This window comes from Paenibacillus allorhizosphaerae, from assembly GCF_042659105.1.
GTDB classification, from domain to species: Bacteria; Bacillota; Bacilli; order Paenibacillales; family NBRC-103111; genus Paenibacillus_G; species Paenibacillus_G allorhizosphaerae.
The window spans coordinates 1,273,820-1,292,474 of sequence record NZ_JBHSRV010000001.1 but is presented as its reverse complement, the minus strand read 5'-3'; the positions used below and the strand labels follow the sequence as shown (position 1 = coordinate 1,292,474).

Genomic DNA, 18,655 nt, shown 5'->3' with positions numbered 1-18,655 from the left:
AAAATGACATGACAAAAAAAGTGAAATTGCGTTCGCTGCTGATCGGAGGGATATTTACCCTCCTTTTTCTTGTTCTTGTAACACGATTGTATTGGGTTCAGGTGGTTCATGGGGAGGAGCTGCTCACCATGGCCAAGGAAAAATGGGCGACCGACAAGGAGCTGCTGCCGATTCGCGGCGCCATTATGGACACCAACGGCAAAGTACTGGCTGAAGACGCCCCGGCCTATACGCTCGCTCTCGTGCCGAAGACGATTCACGAGAAAGGGTTCGAGAACGTGGTCGCAACCGAACTCGCGGCGATACTGAAGCCGCCTGGCGATCCCGCGGCCGTTGATGCGCTCGCGAATCAAATCAGGGAACGGCTGAATAAAAAAAGAGCGAACGGCGATTATTACGCGCAAGTGGAGCTCGGCAACGACGGATGGAAGATCGATGCGGAAGTGGCGGACCAAATCAAGAAACTGACGGAACGGCTGCAGCAAAGCATCGAAGGAAAGAACAAGAGCGTCGGCATTTTGCTGAGGCCGGAGAGCAAACGCTTTTATCCGGGCGGCAAGCTGGCGGCCCATCTGCTCGGCTACAGCGATAAGGAAGGCGTGCCCAAGATGGGGCTTGAAGCGCAGCTGGATACATACTTGAAAGGTGTTCCCGGCTCGCTTAGCTACGAGTCGGACCGCTATGGAGTGGAGCTGCCGAATTCGAAGGCGGAATACAAGAAGGCAATTAATGGAAACAACGTCGTCTTGACGCTTGATAAAAACATTCAATTTTATCTCGAGAATGCGCTTGATAAAGTGAACGACAAATGGCATCCGAAAAGCTTGACGGCGATCGCCGTCGATCCGAAGACGATGGAAATTCTCGGGCTGGCCAACACGCCTTCATTCAACCCGAACCGCTATTGGGAAACAAAGCAAATGAGCGATTTTCAAAATCATGCGATCGTCTCCCAGTATGAGCCGGGCTCGACGTTCAAGATCGTAACATTGGCCGGTGCGGTTGAAGAAAATTTATTCAATCCGACAGACAAATACCAATCGGGCGCCATCCAGGTTCCCGGACGTACGCTGCATGACCATAATATCGTCGGATGGGGGAAAATTTCGTATTTGGAAGGCCTCAAGCGTTCCAGTAACGTAGCGTTTGTTAAGCTCGGCTTGGAGAAGCTGGGACAGGAAAAGCTGCGGCAATATATCGATAAGTTCGGCTTTGGCGCGAAAACGAACGTGGATATTCCCGGAGAAGTGCCCGGCATCGTCAAAATGAAATATCCGGCTGAATTTGCGACCGCGACTTACGGTCAAGGGATGACGGCGACTGCGATTCAACAGACGGCGGCTTACGCGGCGATCGCCAATGGCGGAAAGCTGATGTGGCCTCATCTGATTAAAGAAATATACAATCCGGAAACGGGTGAGGTCATTCAAAAGAATGAGCCCAAAGTGATCCGTGAAGTCGTTTCGGAAAAAACGGCGGCGCAGGTCAGCGAATATTTGGAAACCGTCGTCTCTGATCAGGAAATCGGAACGGGGCGAAAAGCATATATCGAAGGGTACCGGATTGCAGGCAAAACCGGAACCGCCAACCTCGTCGAACCGGGAGAAAAAGGGTACGCCGAAGGTAAATGGGTCATTTCCTTCATCGGCTATGCGCCGATCGAAAATCCGCGCATTTTGATTACGCTGATTGCAGACCAGCCGGATTTGGGCGGCAACTACCATCTGGGCGGCGATGTGCTCGCTCCGGCCTTCAAGGAAATTATGTCCCAATCGCTGCGCTATATGGGCGTAGCACCGTCGACGGCAGCCAAGCAGCAAATTCAGGCGGTCGAACGCGATATGCGCACGACGGTTCCAGATTTTATGGGAGTACCCGCCGAACAGGCGCGATCGACGATGAGTCAATTTGGCATTACCGTGGAGACGATAGGCAAAGGTTCCAATATCATCGCCCAATCTCCTACGCCAGGTACAGAAATCGGCGGTGCGCAGCGAATGTATGTATTACTTCAGGATAGCGGTGAAATCGGCGTTCCGGACTTGACCGGAAAATCGCTCCGTGACGCCATGGAAGTGTGCTCGTTCATTAAAACCCGCTGTACGTCGACGGGCGAAGGCTATGTCGCTGCGCAATCGCTGGAAGGCGAAGGGGACGCGCGCATGGTCACGCTGCAGCTTAAACCGTACAACCAGCTCGCCGGTAAGACGGATAAAAATGCGAAAACGGATACGACAACGGCCAAACCGCCGGTGACACCGCCGCCGAAGAAGAACGCCGCAGCCGGTTCAAGTTCGGGCGGCTCGGATAAAAAGACAGCCCAGCGCTAGCGGCAGGTGCGGCGACGGCTGCCCTAACAGAGATTCGTGTATTATCTGCTGCGATGCGGCATGATCAAGTTGTAGCCGTGGAGACGCTTGTCTATAAAAGTTGGCGAACTGGACCGATAGCTTGTTCTAACCCCGGGTTGTCCCGAATAGGGATGATATGAATGATTCTCTGTTCAGGGAGGGGAAGAAGCGGGCATGAGGGCATCGAACGTAACGGTTCGCCGCAGGCTATTCGCCGCACTCGTTGTAGGAACCATTTTATTTTTTGCACTTGTCGTGCGGCTCGCATATGTACAGCTGTGGGCTGGTCCCGAGCTGTCGGATAAAGCGGAGGAATCGTGGCGGCGCGACATTCGCGTTACCGCCAAACGAGGGGAAATATTGGACCGCAACGGCATGCGTCTGGCTTACAACATCAGCACGCCAACCGTTTTGGCGATTCCGGCACAGATCAAAGATCCGAAGGAAACGGCTGCCAAACTGGCTGCGGTGCTGGAGATGAGCGAGGAGTCCGTCTACAAGCTGATTACGAAGCATGAGAAAAGCGTCTACATTAATCCGGCCGGCAGGAAGATGACGATGGAGAAAGCGGAGGAAGTCCGGAATCTGTTTTTGCCGGGCATCCGGGTGACGGAAGACAACAAACGGTACTATCCTTTCGGGGGATTAGCCGCGCACGTGCTTGGCTTTACAGGTATTGATAATCAGGGATTAACGGGCATAGAGTTGAAGTATGATAAAAATTTGACCGGCATAAACGGCAGTATTTCGTATTTGGCTACGGCCAATGGCAAGACGATGCCGGGCTCGAACGACGAATACAAGCCGCCGCTCGACGGAATGAACTTGCAGCTGACGATCGACGGTCATATTCAGTCCATTATGGAGCGCGAGCTGGATCAAGCGATGGTGAAGTATCAACCGAAGCATGTCATCGCCATTGCGATGGACCCGAATAACGGCGAAATATTGGCGATGGGCTCGCGGCCGGGATACGAGCCGGGCAATTACAGGGATTATCCGGTCGAAAATTATAACCGCAACTTGCCGATCTGGATGACCTATGAGCCCGGCTCGACATTCAAGATCATCACGCTCGCCGCAGCGCTCGAAGAGAAAAAAGTAAACCTGAACGAAAGCTTTTACGACGACGGAGCGATCGAAGTATCCGGCGCACGGCTGCGCTGCTGGAAACGGGGAGGGCACGGAAGCGAAACGTTCCTCGGCGTCGTGGAAAATTCATGCAACCCGGGATTTGTCGTGATGGGGCAGCGGCTTGGCAAAGATACGTTATTCGATTACATCTACAAATTCGGCTTCGGCAAAAAAACGGGTATCGATCTGGGCGGAGAAGAGAACGGCATCATGTTCAAGCCTTCCCGGGTAGGTCCGGTTGAGCTCGCGACGACGTCGTTCGGCCAAGGCGTCTCGGTTACTCCGATTCAGCAGATTGCTGCGGTATCCGCTGCGGTAAACGGCGGCAATTTGTTCAAGCCGCATGTAGCGAGAGCCTGGTACAAACCGGATAGCGGTGAGCTGGTCGAGACGGTTCAGCCGGAGCTGGTGCGCCGTGTCATCTCGGAGGCGACATCCAAGCAGGTGCGCGAGACGCTGGAAAGCGTCGTGGCCAACGGGACCGGACGCAACGCGTTCATCGACGGCTATCGTGTCGGCGGCAAGACGGGGACAGCGCAAAAAGTCATCAACGGCCGCTACTCGGCTGACGAGCATATCGTCTCGTTTATCGGCTTTGCGCCGGCGGACGATCCGAAAGTGGTTGTGTATGCGGCTGTCGACGATCCGCAAGGGATCCAATTCGGCGGGCTGATCGCCGCGCCGCTTGTAAAGAACATTATGGAAGATACGCTCCGATACATGAAAGTGCCGCAGCGTAAAGATCAGCTCGACCGGAAGTACAATTATGGAGATACGAAAATCGTAGAAGTGCCGAATTTGATCGGCATGACGTTAACGGATATTTACGAAGATATGAACATGAACTTCCAGCTGGCCAAGTCGGGAGCAGGGAAGAACGTCATCAACCAGGTGCCGAAACCGGGTACGCGGGTGGAACAAGGCTCCACGATCCGCATTTATTTGTCGGATGCGGCTCCCCCGCCGGAGACCGATTCAAAGCCGTAAGGAACCGGGCTGACGGCAAACCGACAGTTCACTGACTTTTCGAAATTTAGGCTTTTCAGCGTGCATTTTTTTGTCCATAATAGATACCATGTGTAAAAATGGAGGGGACCCGGAATGCAACTGAAAGAACTCGCTTCGCTGCTGCCCGTTAGCCGGCTTACCGGCGACGGAAACACCGAAATTACCGGAGTGCAGATGGATTCCCGCAAAGTAGGGCCGGGCGATCTGTTCATCTGCATTACCGGAACGGCGTTTGACGGCCACGACTTTGCCGAACGCGTAATCGGACAGGGGGCGGCGGCGCTTGTGGCGGAGCGGGACTTGCAGGCCGCGGTCCCTACGCTTATTGTGAAAGATACGAGATACGCGATGGCCGTCATTGCCGCCCATTTTTACGGGTACCCGAGTCGCGAGCTTAAAGTGATCGGCGTCACTGGAACGAACGGCAAGACGACAACGACGTATTTGCTGGAAAGCATTTTAAGCGACCACGGCTTTCGAACCGGACTCATGGGAAATATCCATGTGAAAATCGGCACGCAGTTTCATCCGAATCATGCGACGAATACGCAGGAAGCGCTCGAACTGCAAAGAATCCTTCGCGAGATGGTGAACGCGGGAACAGATTATTGTCTGATGGAAGTTTCCTCGCACGGACTCGAACGGGGGCGGGTGAAAGGCTGCAGCTTCCGCACCGGCATATTTACGAATTTAACCCAGGATCATCTGGATTATCATTTGACGATGGAGCGGTATCAGGCGGCCAAAGCGCTGCTGTTCTCCCGTATGGGCAACGAATTTGACGCAGATCCGAATCGTCGTCATTTTGCGGTGCTGAATGTGGACGATGCGGCCTCAAGCGACTTTGCCGGCCAAACTTCCGCACAGGTGATCACCTACGGGATCGACGATGCTTCCGCGGACGTTCGGGCGGAAAACATCGAGATGACGTCCGGCGGGACACGGTTTCGCTGCGTCACCTTCAAAGGCACTGCAGAGATTCGGCTTCGTCTGGTGGGGCGCTTTAACGTCTACAATGCGTTGGGCGCTATTGCTGCCGCCTTGGCGGAAGGGCTGGAGCTTGGTCGCATAGCGGAGAGCCTGAGCCGGATTCAATCCGTGGAAGGGCGAATGGAGATCGTTGACGCAGGGCAGCCGTTTCTTGTTCTGGTGGACTACGCCCATACACCGGACGGACTTGAAAATGCGTTGTCGACGATCAGCCAGTTTGCCGAAGGCAAAATTTTTTGCGTCTTCGGCTGCGGCGGCGACCGGGACCGGACGAAACGGCCGGTCATGGGCAAGCTGGCGGCGGAATATAGCGACTATGTCATCGTCACTTCGGATAATCCGCGTACCGAAGAGCCGGAATCGATTATCCGGGACATCGTGCCCGGGCTGATCGAAGCCGGATGCGAGCCTAACGGTTACGAGCTTATTGCCGATCGCAGGCAAGCGATCGAAAAAGCGGTTGCCATGGCGGCCCCGGGGGATGTAGTATTGATTGCGGGCAAAGGACATGAAACATATCAGGACATCATGGGGATTAAGCATGATTTCGACGACCGGAAGGTTGCGAAGGAAGCGATAAGGGGACGATGAAGTGATCAATAAGACGTTGGCGGAAATTGCCGCTATGGCTGGGGGCAGGTTGGCGGAAGGCGCACCCGCGGACCTGACGATCCGCGGAGTGTCCAAAGATACGCGATCGCTCCGCGAAGGCAATCTTTATGTGCCATTGATCGGCGAGTCGTTCGACGGTCACGACTTTGTCGATGCGGCGATGGCACAGGGCGCAGCCGCCGCTTTGTGGCAGATCGACCATGCTGCGCCTCCTGTCGGCGCGCCGCTGGTCATTGTGGACGATACGCTTGCTGCGCTGCAGCGGCTTGCCAAAGCGTACCGCAGGGAGCTCCCTGTTCGCATCGTTGGCATTACGGGCAGCAACGGAAAGACGACGGTCAAAGATATGACGGCGGCGGTTTTGTCCACCGCATTCGAAGTGCATAAGACGGAGGGAAATTACAACAATCATATCGGCTTGCCGATAACGCTGCTTCAGATGTCGCCTGACACGGAGCTGGCCGTACTCGAAATGGGCATGAGCGGGCGTTGGGAGATCGATCTCTTGTCCCGGCTGGCCGAACCGGAAGTTGCGGTCATTACGAATATCGGGGAAGCGCACCTGCTTCAGCTCGGCTCGCGCAAAGAAATCGCACGGGCCAAAACCGAAATTTTGGCGGGGCTGCAGGCAGGCGGTTTGCTAGTATATAACGGCGACGAGCCGCTGATTCCGGAAGTGCTTCCGGAGTTGGCGGAAGCGGGACGCATGCAGAACGGAGCATATTCCGTCACCCGGTTCGGGAAAGGCGGCGACAACGATTTGTACCTGCTCGAGGTCGCGGCGGATGCCGGCGGAACCCGTTTCAAAGTGAACGTCGATTCGCAGACGCAGTACCGCATACCGGCGCTCGGAGGACACAATGCGGTCAATGCGCTCGCTGCGATCGCCGTCGGCCGGCATTTCGGGTTAAGCTCGCAGCAAATTGCCGCAGGACTGCAGGATGCGGTCATGACCGGCATGCGAATCGAAGTGATGCGCTTGCCGAACGGTCTTACGCTGCTGAACGACGCCTATAATGCAAGTCCGGCCTCCATGAAAGCGGCGATTGACCTGCTACACGAATTGAAAGGTTACCGAAGCAAGTTCGCCGTACTCGGCGACATGCTGGAACTTGGCGAACAAGAGGCTGATTTTCACCGTGCCGTCGGGGCGTTGCTCGATCCTGCAGAGGTGGACGCGGTTTACTTTTACGGTCCGCTTGCAAGTTACATGGCGGAAGGCGCCAGGTCGCGTTTTGCGCACGACCGGGTGCTGCATTTTACGGATAAAGAAGAGCTTGCACGGGCATTGGCATCCCGGACCGCAGCGCAGGACCTCGTTCTTATCAAGGGTTCCCGCGGAATGAAGATGGAGCAGGTTGCGGCCTTTTTGAACGATTCGGAATTTTTAAGTTCACCGGAGAAGTAAAATGAACTGCGAAATTCTGAACCAAGAAAACCTGCCATGAAGTCGCGGTCGTTCATCCTTGAATGGCTTCGATACAGGTTTTCTTACGCAATAGGGGGGATCATCCGTGGATTTTAAAATTGTTATGCTTACGCTTGGCGTGGCCTTTTTACTCGCGGTCATTATGGGACCGCTATTTATTCCGCTGCTGCGCCGTCTGAAGTTCGGTCAGCAGATTCGCACCGACGGACCGCAAGGCCATTTGAAAAAGGCCGGTACGCCGACTATGGGCGGAATCATCATCATGCTGGCGCTCGCGCTTGCGGTGCTCCGCTTCGGGGAGAAGAACCTCGAGACGATGACGCTGCTCGTCGCGTCGCTCGGTTACGGGTTTATCGGCTTTTTGGACGATTATATCAAAATTTTATTTAAACGTTCCCTCGGGCTGACCGCGAAGCAAAAGCTGCTCGGCCAGTTGATCGTATCCGTTATCGTCTGCGTGCTGCTCGTGCAAATGGATCACAGCACGGACATTCGAATTCCGTACGTCGGCTTTTCGTTTGATTTGAGCTGGCTGTACTTCCCGTTTGTCGTTTTGCTGATGATGGGCACTTCCAACGCCGTGAACTTTACGGACGGTCTCGACGGACTTCTCGCCGGCACAAGCGCGATTGCGTTCGGAGCGTACGCGGTCATTGCCCTGAACAACTCACAGCCGAATATTGCGATATTCTCGGCAGCGATGGTTGGTGCCGTGCTCGGATTTCTCGTGTTCAATGCGCATCCGGCCAAAGTGTTCATGGGCGATACAGGGTCGCTCGGCATTGGCGGAGGTCTTGCGGTTGTCGCGATGTTAACGAAATCGGAAATATTGCTGGCCCTGATCGGCGGCGTATTCGTCGTGGAAATTTTGTCGGTCATCATCCAGGTTGTCTCCTTCAAAACAAGAGGCAAGCGGGTGTTCAAAATGAGCCCGATTCATCATCACTTCGAACTGGTCGGCTGGTCGGAATGGCGCGTCGTCATCACGTTCTGGACCGCAGGTTTGATACTCGCGGGAATCGGATTATATATTAATGAGGTGTTGTAAGCATGGAACATCCAAATGCATACCGGGGCCGTCAGGTCGTCATCCTGGGCCTCGCCCGCAGCGGCGTCGCTGTGGCCAAACTTTTTCATGACGCGGGTGCGTTTGTAACGGTTAACGATAAGAAGGAACGCCAATTATGCCCTGAGGCCGACGAACTTTCGGCTCTGGGTATTTCTGTTGTTTGCGGCAGTCATCCGGCGGGGCTCATTCATGAGGGCATTGCCCTTGTCGTGAAAAATCCGGGCATCCCGTATACCATCGAGCCGATTCAGCGCGCAATGCACTTGAATATCGAAATCGTAACGGAAGTGGAAGTGGCGTATCACATTTGCGAGGCTCCGATCATCGGCATCACCGGCTCGAACGGCAAAACAACGACGACGACGTGGACGGGTCTCATGCTGGAAGCGGGGGGACTGAAACCGATCGTGGCCGGCAATATCGGCCGGGCGCTAACGGAAGCGGCGCTGACCGCAACAAGCGACAACCGGATGGTCGTGGAGCTGAGCAGCTTCCAGTTGAAAGGAACGAGCGCGTTTCGTCCGCGGATCGGCTGTTTGCTCAACGTCTACGAAACGCATCTCGATTACCACGATACGATGGAAGATTATATCGATTCCAAAGTGAAGTTGTTTGCGAATCAGACGAAGAGCGACACGGCCGTATTGAACTGGGACGCCCCGATTTGCAGAGATATCGCGCAAAAGGTGAACGCCTCCGTTTTGCCGTTTTCTACGAAGTCGGTGCTGGACTACGGTTTTTATGTGCAGCCGCCGCTTGCAGACGAACAGGACGATATCGCTAGAATGCTGGTGTACCGCGATGCGCAAGGACAAGTGAGTCCGATTATGCCGGCTGGCGAACTGGGCATTCCCGGCACGTTCAATATGGAGAATGCGCTCGCGGCAAGCGCGATGGCTTACACGGCCGGCGTTCCTTTACATACGATCGCTGAAGTGCTGAGATCGTTCCGCGGCGTGGAACATCGGCTCGAATCCGTGGCCGAGCATAACGGCGTTCACTTTTACAACAATTCCAAGGCGACCAATCCTACGGCCACGGTCAAGACGATCGAGGCGTTCAAGCAGGACATCATTTTGATTGCGGGAGGACTGGATCGCGGCTCCGATTATATGGATTTGCTTCCCGTATTTCAGCGTCAGGTGAAAGGTCTGGTTGCGTTCGGCGAGACGAAGGAAAAAATCGCCCGGGTTGCGCGCCTTGCAGGATTGAGTCAAGTGAAAACGGTCGATACTGCTAACAATGTGCAGGATACGGTTGACGAAGCGGTAAGAGCGGCTCTGGCCATGGCGAAACCGGGCAACGTCGTACTTTTATCGCCGGCGTGCGCCAGCTGGGACATGTTTCCTTCCTATGAGGAAAGGGGAAGAATGTTTAGGCAGTCCGTGCATAACCTTTAAGAGGGGGGTATACAAGCCTACCCGCCCGGCAGCGGTATTGAATGCCCGCTGACGGCAGCGGTGACGGCTGATGCCTGCCTTAAGTCTAAGGTTAGAGGTGTGGGCGGTATGGTTAAAGCGCGATCGACTCCGGATATGTTGTTGTTAGGTTCCACGATGATGCTGCTCGTGATCGGAATTGTGATGGTATACAGCGCGAGCGCCGTACTTGCATTTCGCGAGTTCGGAGATTCCTTCTATTACTTGAAGCGTCAAGCGTTATTTGCCGTATTGGGCGTCGTGGCGATGCTGTTTACAATGAACGTAGATTATTGGGTTTGGAAAAAATACGCCAAGCTCGCCCTGCTCGTCTGCCTCGTGCTGCTCGTGGCGGTGCTCATTCCGGGCATCGGCGTCGTGCGCGGAGGCGCCCGAAGCTGGCTTGGCATCGGCGCTTTCGGTATTCAACCTTCGGAATTTATGAAGATGGGCATGATCATTTTTCTGTCCAAATGGCTGTCCGAACAGCAGGGCACGATCACCTTGTTCAAACAGGGACTGCTCCCGCCGCTTGGCCTCGTCGGACTGGCTTTCGGACTCATTATGCTTCAGCCCGATCTCGGCACCGGAGCCGTGCTTGTCGGGGCTTCCCTGCTGATCATTTATACCGCAGGCGCACGGCTCCTGCACTTGTCATACCTTGGCCTTGTAGGCCTTGTGGGCTTCGTCGGCCTGATCATCGCGGCTCCGTATCGGCTCAAGCGGATTACGGCCTTTCTCGACCCGTGGCAAGACCCGCTTGGCGCCGGCTATCAGGCGATTCAGTCGCTGTACGCGATCGGCCCGGGCGGACTCGTCGGACTCGGGCTTGGCATGAGCCGCCAAAAGTACAGCTATCTTCCCGAACCGCAGACGGATTTTATATTTTCCATTATCGCGGAAGAGCTTGGTTTTATCGGTGGAACATTTGTTCTGATCCTATTCACCCTGCTGCTGTGGCGCGGCATGCGGACGGCCATTACGGCACCCGACACGTTCGGAAGCCTGCTTGCCACAGGGATCGTCGGGATGATTGCCGTCCAGGTCATTATTAATATCGGCGTCGTCATCGGTATGTTTCCGGTCACAGGCATCACGCTTCCTCTCATCAGCGCCGGAGGCTCCTCGCTCACCTTGATGTTGACTTCTATCGGCGTGCTGCTTAATATTTCCCGTTATTCGAGGTGATGTCCTTATGAAAAAAATCGTCTTTACCGGCGGAGGTACGGCCGGGCACGTGACGCCGAATTTGGCGCTCATGGCACGGCTTCGTTCCCACGGCTGGGATATGGAATACATCGGTTCCCGCGACGGAATCGAACAAGAAATTATCAGTCACGAAGGCATCCCGTTTCATCACATCTCATCGGGCAAATTGCGAAGATACTTTGATTTGAAAAATTTCAAAGACCCGTTCAAAGTGCTGAAGGGCGTTGCCGAAGCTCACAGACTGCTCCGCCGAATCAAGCCCCACATCGTCTTCTCGAAGGGGGGCTTTGTTGCTGTCCCGGTCATTTTGGCCAGCCGGTTGAACGGCATTCCGGTCATATCGCATGAATCCGACCTGACGCCCGGGCTTGCGAACAAAATCTCGATGCCTTTCGTTTCCCGGATTTGCGTAACGTTCCCGGAGACGATGAAGTTCGTGCGCAGCGACAAGGCGGAATGCACGGGGCTGCCGATTCGTGAAACGATGCTGCAGGGAAAGCCGCTGCGCGGCTTGTCGCTTTGCGATTTTCATTCGCAGAAGCCGGTACTTTTCATTATGGGCGGAAGCCTCGGAGCGCAGCGCATCAATGAAGCGATCCGGGGATCGCTAGACACGCTGCTGCAGCATTTTCAAATCATTCATATTTGCGGCAAGGGACACCTGGATTCCTCATTGTCGCAAGTGAGAGGCTACCGCCAGTTCGAGTACGTCAAGGATGAGCTCCCCGATCTACTCGCCTGTGCCGACCTTGTTGTTTCGCGGGCAGGCTCCACATCGATCTTTGAGTTTTTGGCATTGCGCAAGCCGATGCTGCTGATCCCGCTTACCCGGCAGGCCAGCCGGGGAGATCAAATTTTGAATGCGGAGTCGTTCGAAAGGATGGGGTACGCCCGCGTTCTGTATGAAGAAGACTTGAGCCCTGAAATGCTGCTGCAGCGGCTGATCGAGGTGCATGAACACCGCTCGCAACTGAGGGAGCGAATGGCGTCCAGTCCGTTCGCTAGCGGTACGGATACGATCGTACAGCTGATCGAAAAGTACCGGCGGCCCGGCAATTGAGGAAAATGAATAGGCGATTGTCACACTATTTCCGATTTCACATAAACTACACTATAACCGTGACAGACGCCCGGCGAAGCAGCGAGCCGCCAGCGCGAGAGAACGAAAGAGAATGCGCGTTCATCGGCTGCTGCTCCCGATTTTCGAGGCCATATCGCAAATCGGCGCCCCGGCTGTTCTGTAAAGGAGGATTCCCATGCAACAGGTCAAACTTGAGCTTTTGAGCGGCTCCTACGGTGACGTTCGATTGAACGAACCGCTCGCCCCCTACACGACATGGAAAATCGGCGGTCCGGCCGATATTCTGCTTGTGCCGCAGTCGAAAGAACAGCTCATTCAAGCGGTAAAGCTTCTTCATGCGCATCAGACGCCTTGGTTCGTGCTCGGCAGAGGCTCGAATCTGCTCGTTTCCGACAAAGGCGTACGCGGCGTTGTGATCAAGCTGGGGGAAGCGCTGGAGAAGGTGCGCATCGAGGGGGAGCGGGTTTACGCCGGCGGCGCCGTTTCGTTCATCGTCTTATGCCAGATGGTCGCACGCGAAGGTTTGGCCGGGTTGGAGTTCGGCGGAGGTATTCCGGGAACAGTGGGAGGCGCCGTTTATATGAACGCCGGGGCGCACGGGTCCGATGTGTCACGCATTCTATCGCGAGCTGAAGTGCTGCTGCCGACAGGAGAGTTGGTTACGCTGCAGAAAGATGACTTCGCTTATGCCTACCGACATTCGATGTTGCATTCCGAACCTGGGATTGTGACGGAAGCGGTGTTCCAGCTGAAACGCGGCGACCGCAAGGAAATCGTAGCGTCGCTCAACGCGTTCAAGGAGCGAAGGCTGCAGACGCAACCGCTGACGCTGGCTTGCGCGGGAAGCGTCTTCCGCAACCCGGAAGGGCATTTCTCCGCCAAGTTGATCGAAGACGCCGGTTTGAAGGGGTTAAGGGTAGGCGGTGCGGTCGTCTCGCCGATGCATGCCAACTTTATTATCAACACCGGGCAGGCTACAGCTCAGGATGTGCTCGCCTTGATCGAACAAGTGCAGGACACCGTGAACCAGAAGTACGGAGTGCGACTTGTTCCGGAAGTAATGGCGGTGGGTGAGCGGTAAATCGGAGGTGGGACTTTGGAAAAGTTGGTGATCGAAGGTGGGAGACCTCTTACGGGAACCATCAGGATTCACGGCGCTAAAAATGCCGCGCTGCCCATTATGGCGGCAAGCATTATGGCGGAAGGTACAGTAAAGATTCAGAACGTGCCGAATCTTTCCGACATCCATGTCATGCTGGATATTCTGCGTGCACTGGGCTGTGAAGCCGGGCACACAGGCGATACAGTAACCGTAAACACGACAGGAGTACATGAATTCCATATTCCTGAAAGCTTGATGAGCCAGATGCGCTCGTCGATCTTCCTGATGGGTCCGCTGCTTAGCCGTCTGGGTCGGGTAGAGCTGTATCAACCGGGCGGATGCGCAATCGGCGAAAGAAAGATCGACTTGCATCTTCAAGGTCTTGCGGCGATGGGCGCAGTCATTGAAGAAACCGGCAATAAAGTCGTATGTACGGCGGAAGAGCTTCGAGGCGCCGAAATCATGCTCGACTATCCGAGTGTAGGCGCTACGGAAAATATTATGATGGCGGCGGTCATGGCCAAAGGCATGACAACGATCACGGGTGCGGCCCGGGAGCCGGAAATTCAGGATTTGCAAAATTTTCTGAATACGATGGGCGCCAAAATAATCGGGGCGGGAACGGATACGATTACAATCGAAGGCGTTTCCGAGTTAACCCCTTGTACTTATCGGATTATACCCGACCGGATCGTCGCTGGCACGCTGATGATTGCCACTGCGGTCACAAGAGGCAACGTTACGCTGGAACAAATATCTCCTGCACACCTGACCTCGGCGATTCACGTCTTGAAAAGGGCGGGTGTTCAAATTACGATTCACGGTGATATAATGAACGTATGCGCCTTGGCGAGGCCGAAGTCAATCGAGCGGATCGTTACCTCGCCGTACCCGTCGTTTCCGACGGATTTGCAATCGCAGATTATGGTGCTGTTCAGTTTGGCTGACGGACTCAGCGTTGTAAAAGAAACGGTATTTGAAGGCAGATTCAGACATGTGGATGAACTTTCGCGAATGGGCGCGGATATTCGGGTCGATTTGAACTCGGCGTTTATACGAGGCGTGCCGAGGCTGTACGGCGCTACAGTGGAAGCTACCGATTTGCGGGCGGGAGCCGCGCTCGTGATTGCCGGTCTGGCAGCGCAAGGCACGACGGTGATCGAACAAATTCATCATATTGACCGGGGTTACGAGCAGATCGAGCGGATGCTCGGACGACTTGGAGCCGCAATTCAGCGAACTTCCCCGGTAAAGACGGAATAAGCACTCATTTATCCTTATGCTAGCTGCCGCTGAAATATCCCTTTTCCACGTTGCAACCGTTACTGCGCAAATACCGCAGTCGGTTGTCCGGAAAGGGATACTAAGCGGTTTACATATTTTTGGGTACCGGAATGCCGTGCCCTATATTTCAGGAGGACAATCCATGCCAGCGGAACGGTTACCGGTCATTAAAAATCCAAGCCCGAAAAGACGAGGACGCAGCAGCAAGAAGCTGCTTCTTTTCCTGTTTGTGTTTTTCATTACCTTGCTGCTGGTATTGTTTTTTCAATCGTCTTTGAGCAAAATCACGGTGATCGAGATCCAGGGTCAGGAACTCGTATCGCCGGACGAAATCGGACAAGCCGCCGCAGTCAAGCCGGGAGACCATTTTTTTTCCGTCTCCACCAGCCGGATCGAAGATCAGGTTAAGGCGCTGCGCATGGTCGAATCCGTCGATGCATCGAAGCATTTTCCGGGAAAAATCGTAATCGAAGTCAAAGAATATGCGAAAGTCGCCTACCAAATCAGCGACGGCGGTCAAGTGGAAGCTTTGCTCGCCGATGCCAGCATCGTTCCAGTCAAAGTGCAGGGTGTTGCGCTCGATATGCCGATTTTATCCGGTTGGGCGAATGATGATCCGCTGAAAACGAAACTTTGTCTGGCTATGTCGAAAGTGCCTTCATCGTATTTTTCCGATATTTCCGAAATCAAGCCGTTCCCCAGCGATTCGTTTCCAGACAGGATCAAAATGTACACGAGATCTTCGTTCGAGGTGCAAACTACGATCGGAAAGCTGCCCGAGAAAATCAAATATCTCGATTCTTACATCGCTTCTTTAAGAGAGAACAAGATTACCAGCGGCATTATCAAGTTGCTCGAAGCGGATTCTCACATTCCGTTCGACGCGGAACCGCCTGCCAAAACGGGGGCAAGTGACGGCGGCGCGGCCGCTCCTCCGGCGTCAAACAAAGATTCTGCCAAAACATCCCAAACGTCTGTTCAGAACAATGCGTCTTCCGCCGCGAATAGCGGGAAAGACGCGAAGCCGCCGTCAAAAGAAACGTCTCAAAATTAAAAGAACCCCTCTACTCAATTATCCAAATAAATGATAGAATTGAAATTATGGGATATTTGGAGATTCTCTATGAATTGCCATCAAAAAGTTTATAAAAAAAAAAGGGAATTCGTGAGCTGTGTGGAATTAATACAGGAGGTTTGCTGACCAAGGCTCATATATTACACTTGTTACAGGAGGTGCCACGGGTTGAGCAGCAATGACATCATTGTTAGTTTGGACATCGGTACATCCAAAGTTCGTGCTATTATTGGGGAAGTCGTAAACGGCGCCATTAATATAATTGGAGTTGGATCTGCCGACTCCCAGGGAATTCGCAAGGGAGCCATTGTGGATATCGATCAAACGGTGCAGTCCATCCGAAGCGCGATCGATCACGCGGAAAGAATGGTAGGTATTCAAATTGCCGAAGTATACGTTGGTATTTCCGGCAATCATATCGCACTGCAGTCTAGCCATGGCGTTGTCGCCGTCTCGAACGAAGACCGGGAGATCGGGGACGACGACATTGAGCGTGTCATACAAGCGGCCAAAGTGATTCCATTAGCACCAGAACGGGAAATTATCGGAGTTGTACCGAATCAGTATGTGGTAGACGGAACGGATCAAATTCACGATCCGAGAAGCATGATCGGGGTAAGACTTGAAGTGGAAGCCACCATCGTCACAGGTACGAAGACGGCGATACATAATTTGCTGCGTGTGGTGGAGAAATCGGGACTGAAGGTAGCCGGCCTTATTTTAATGTCGCTGGCTTCGGGTCACCTTGCCTTGTCCAAAGACGAGAAGGCAATCGGTACCGTGTTGGTGGATATCGGCGCAGGCGCCACGACGATTGCCGTTTTTGACGAAAATAATATGGTAGCCACCACAACCCTTCCGATCGGGGGAGAGTACATTACGAACGACATTGCATACGGCTTAAGGACGCAAGCCGACGTGGCCGAGAAGATCAAGCTCAAGTTCGGCTGTGCTATCGTCGAGCATGCAGCCGCTGATCAGGTGTTCAAAGTGAACCGGATCGGCAGCAATGTCGACAAGGAGTTTTCCCAGGTCGATCTGGCAAATATTGTCGAACCCCGGGTTCAGGAAATATTTCACTTGATTCGGCTCGAAGTGCAGCGTCTAGGCTTTACGGAACTGCCTGGCGGCTACGTGCTGACCGGCGGAACCGTTTCGATGCCGGGCATGCTCGCCATCGCGCAAGCGGAGCTGGCCTCGTCCGTACGCATCGCGGTACCGGATTATATTGGTGTGCGAGATCCCGCTTTTACAGGCGGCGTAGGTATCATTCAATATGCTTCGAAATATTTGCGCAGCTCCAAGAGTGGATCTTCCGTGAAGAAAACGGCAAGCCCTGTGAACAAAAAGGCGTCCTTCAGTCAAGAGCAAAAGCCCTCGGCTATGGAACGATTCAAAAATTGGTTAAGCGAATTCATTTAAGAACAGTCAGGCTGCTTTAGGCATAGCCGAATGAGGGGGAAGACGCTCAAATGTTTGAAATCGATATGGACATGGACCATTTAGCGAGAATAAAAGTCATCGGCGTTGGCGGGGGCGGAAGCAATGCAGTCAACCGGATGATCGATAATGGCGTGAAAGGCGTGGAGTTCATCACGGTGAACACCGACGCCCAAGCGCTGCATTACGCCAAGTCGGAGCTTAAGCTGCAGATCGGCGACAAAATGACGCGCGGTCTCGGTGCCGGAGCCAATCCGGAGGTAGGCAAGAAAGCGGCGGAAGAATCCCGCGACCTTATTGTGAACACACTCAAAGGCTCCGATATGGTTTTCGTTACGGCCGGCATGGGCGGTGGTACGGGAACGGGAGCTGCCCCGGTCATCGCGGAAATCGCCAAAGAATGCGGCGCATTGACGGTTGGGGTTGTAACCCGTCCGTTTACGTTCGAAGGCCGCAAGCGTCAAATGCAGGCCGAACAGGGGATTGCGGCGCTCAAGGAAAAAGTGGACACGCTGATCGTTATTCCTAACGACCGATTACTGGAAATCGTCGACAAGAAAACGCCGATGCTGGAAGCGTTCCGCGAAGCGGATAACGTGCTGCGTCAAGGCGTTCAAGGCATTTCCGACCTTATTGCCGTACCGGGTCTGATTAACCTCGACTTCGCGGACGTCAAGACGATCATGACCGAGCGCGGATCGGCACTGATGGGTATCGGTATCGCTACCGGAGAGAATCGTGCGGCCGAGGCTGCCAAAAAAGCGATTTCGTCCCCGCTGTTAGAGACGTCCATCGACGGGGCGCGCGGCGTATTGATGAACATTACAGGCGGTATTAACCTGTCGCTATATGAAGTGAACGAAGCGGCTGACATCGTAGCATCCGCTTGCGATCTCGAAGTGAATATGATCTTCGGTGCGGTCATTGATGAAACGCTGAAAGACGAGATCCAAGTAACCGTCATTGCTACGGGCTTCGAATATAAAGCGGCACCGCAACCGAGTATGCGCAAGCCAGGAGGCACCGGCGCTCCTGCGAATGCTACGCACCCGCAGAACGATTCGTCCGACTCGCGATTGAACAGTCTCCGTCCTTTCGGCGGACAAAACGCGAATGATCAGCTCGACATTCCGGCGTTCTTGCGCAATCGCAACCGCAACGGTTTCGACAAGTAATACGAATACGTTCATAAGGCAAAGCCGTCTCCTTTATCTCAAGGGAGGCGGCTTTTTCCTTTTCTACCCACTCTCACCGGTGGGAGGAAATTTTTTTTTTGATCCGCCAGAGTGCGGAGAGCAGGGCATGCGCCGGAGAGTTTACGTGTCCCCCACCTCCCCCATCCGACAAAAAAAGTCTCTTGCAATCGGCAAGTTTAGACAGACTTTGGAATATAATTGCTTTATACTTGTCTCATTCAAGCCGAGCGACTTAAGAGAGGCGGGTGGAACGGAAA

13 protein-coding genes are annotated in these 18,655 nt (G+C 54.1%); all 13 read left to right on the top strand.

What is annotated here, in order from left to right; translation table 11 throughout:
- Positions 1-8: 8 nt before the first annotated feature.
- The 13 genes from ACFQI7_RS05700 to ftsZ all read left to right on the top strand — a co-directional run bounded on the left by ACFQI7_RS05700 (position 9) and on the right by ftsZ (position 18,377).
- Positions 9-2,330, top strand: a complete 2,322-nt coding sequence (locus ACFQI7_RS05700; RefSeq protein WP_218097068.1) for a penicillin-binding transpeptidase domain-containing protein — start codon at positions 9-11, stop codon at positions 2,328-2,330.
- A 195-nt stretch (positions 2,331-2,525) separates the two neighbouring features.
- Positions 2,526-4,472, top strand: a complete 1,947-nt coding sequence (locus tag ACFQI7_RS05695) for a stage V sporulation protein D (RefSeq protein WP_218097069.1) — start codon at positions 2,526-2,528, stop codon at positions 4,470-4,472.
- 114 nt (positions 4,473-4,586) lie between these two features.
- Positions 4,587-6,074: a UDP-N-acetylmuramoyl-L-alanyl-D-glutamate--2,6-diaminopimelate ligase gene (locus ACFQI7_RS05690; protein ID WP_218097070.1), complete on the top strand. Its 1,488-nt coding sequence runs from the start codon at positions 4,587-4,589 to the stop codon at positions 6,072-6,074.
- Position 6,075: 1 nt separating this feature from the next.
- Positions 6,076-7,503: a UDP-N-acetylmuramoyl-tripeptide--D-alanyl-D-alanine ligase gene (locus ACFQI7_RS05685; protein WP_218097071.1), complete on the top strand. Its 1,428-nt coding sequence runs from the start codon at positions 6,076-6,078 to the stop codon at positions 7,501-7,503.
- A gap of 106 nt (positions 7,504-7,609) precedes the next feature.
- Positions 7,610-8,572, top strand: a complete 963-nt coding sequence (gene mraY / locus ACFQI7_RS05680) for a phospho-N-acetylmuramoyl-pentapeptide-transferase (RefSeq protein WP_218097072.1) — start codon at positions 7,610-7,612, stop codon at positions 8,570-8,572.
- A 2-nt stretch (positions 8,573-8,574) separates the two neighbouring features.
- The gene (gene murD / locus ACFQI7_RS05675) at positions 8,575-9,993 is read left to right on the top strand and encodes a UDP-N-acetylmuramoyl-L-alanine--D-glutamate ligase (protein ID WP_218097073.1); all 1,419 of its coding nucleotides are present in this window, start codon (positions 8,575-8,577) and stop codon (positions 9,991-9,993) included.
- A gap of 108 nt (positions 9,994-10,101) precedes the next feature.
- The gene (gene spoVE / locus ACFQI7_RS05670; RefSeq protein ID WP_218097074.1) at positions 10,102-11,199 is read left to right on the top strand and encodes a stage V sporulation protein E; all 1,098 of its coding nucleotides are present in this window, start codon (positions 10,102-10,104) and stop codon (positions 11,197-11,199) included.
- A gap of 7 nt (positions 11,200-11,206) precedes the next feature.
- Complete coding sequence (locus ACFQI7_RS05665) at positions 11,207-12,280, top strand: undecaprenyldiphospho-muramoylpentapeptide beta-N-acetylglucosaminyltransferase (protein ID WP_218097075.1); 1,074 nt, start codon at positions 11,207-11,209, stop codon at positions 12,278-12,280.
- A 196-nt stretch (positions 12,281-12,476) separates the two neighbouring features.
- A complete protein-coding gene (murB, locus tag ACFQI7_RS05660; protein ID WP_218097076.1) occupies positions 12,477-13,382 on the top strand; it encodes a UDP-N-acetylmuramate dehydrogenase in 906 nt (301 codons plus the stop codon).
- A gap of 15 nt (positions 13,383-13,397) precedes the next feature.
- On the top strand, positions 13,398-14,666 hold the full coding sequence (gene murA, locus ACFQI7_RS05655; RefSeq protein ID WP_218097077.1) for a UDP-N-acetylglucosamine 1-carboxyvinyltransferase: 1,269 nt from the start codon (positions 13,398-13,400) through the stop codon (positions 14,664-14,666).
- A gap of 163 nt (positions 14,667-14,829) precedes the next feature.
- Entirely contained in the window at positions 14,830-15,741 is a 912-nt protein-coding gene (locus ACFQI7_RS05650; RefSeq protein ID WP_218097078.1) for a cell division protein FtsQ/DivIB, read from the top strand.
- A 189-nt stretch (positions 15,742-15,930) separates the two neighbouring features.
- On the top strand, positions 15,931-17,184 hold the full coding sequence (ftsA, locus tag ACFQI7_RS05645) for a cell division protein FtsA (protein ID WP_218097079.1): 1,254 nt from the start codon (positions 15,931-15,933) through the stop codon (positions 17,182-17,184).
- 50 nt (positions 17,185-17,234) lie between these two features.
- Positions 17,235-18,377 (top strand): cell division protein FtsZ, encoded by a 1,143-nt coding sequence (gene ftsZ, locus ACFQI7_RS05640; protein ID WP_218097080.1) that lies wholly within the window; start codon positions 17,235-17,237, stop codon positions 18,375-18,377.
- The last annotated feature ends 278 nt before the right edge of the window (positions 18,378-18,655 follow it).

Coding starts and splice junctions, on each gene's coding strand:
- ACFQI7_RS05665 (WP_218097075.1), top strand. CDS start 11,207: ATGAAAAAAATCGTCTTTACCGGCGGAGGTACGGCCGGGCACGTGACG.
- ACFQI7_RS05650 (WP_218097078.1), top strand. CDS start 14,830: ATGCCAGCGGAACGGTTACCGGTCATTAAAAATCCAAGCCCGAAAAGA.
- ftsZ (WP_218097080.1), top strand. CDS start 17,235: ATGTTTGAAATCGATATGGACATGGACCATTTAGCGAGAATAAAAGTC.
- ACFQI7_RS05695 (WP_218097069.1), top strand. CDS start 2,526: ATGAGGGCATCGAACGTAACGGTTCGCCGCAGGCTATTCGCCGCACTC.
- ACFQI7_RS05690 (WP_218097070.1), top strand. CDS start 4,587: ATGCAACTGAAAGAACTCGCTTCGCTGCTGCCCGTTAGCCGGCTTACC.
- ACFQI7_RS05700 (WP_218097068.1), top strand. CDS start 9: ATGACAAAAAAAGTGAAATTGCGTTCGCTGCTGATCGGAGGGATATTT.
- spoVE (WP_218097074.1), top strand. CDS start 10,102: ATGGTTAAAGCGCGATCGACTCCGGATATGTTGTTGTTAGGTTCCACG.
- murB (WP_218097076.1), top strand. CDS start 12,477: ATGCAACAGGTCAAACTTGAGCTTTTGAGCGGCTCCTACGGTGACGTT.
- murD (WP_218097073.1), top strand. CDS start 8,575: ATGGAACATCCAAATGCATACCGGGGCCGTCAGGTCGTCATCCTGGGC.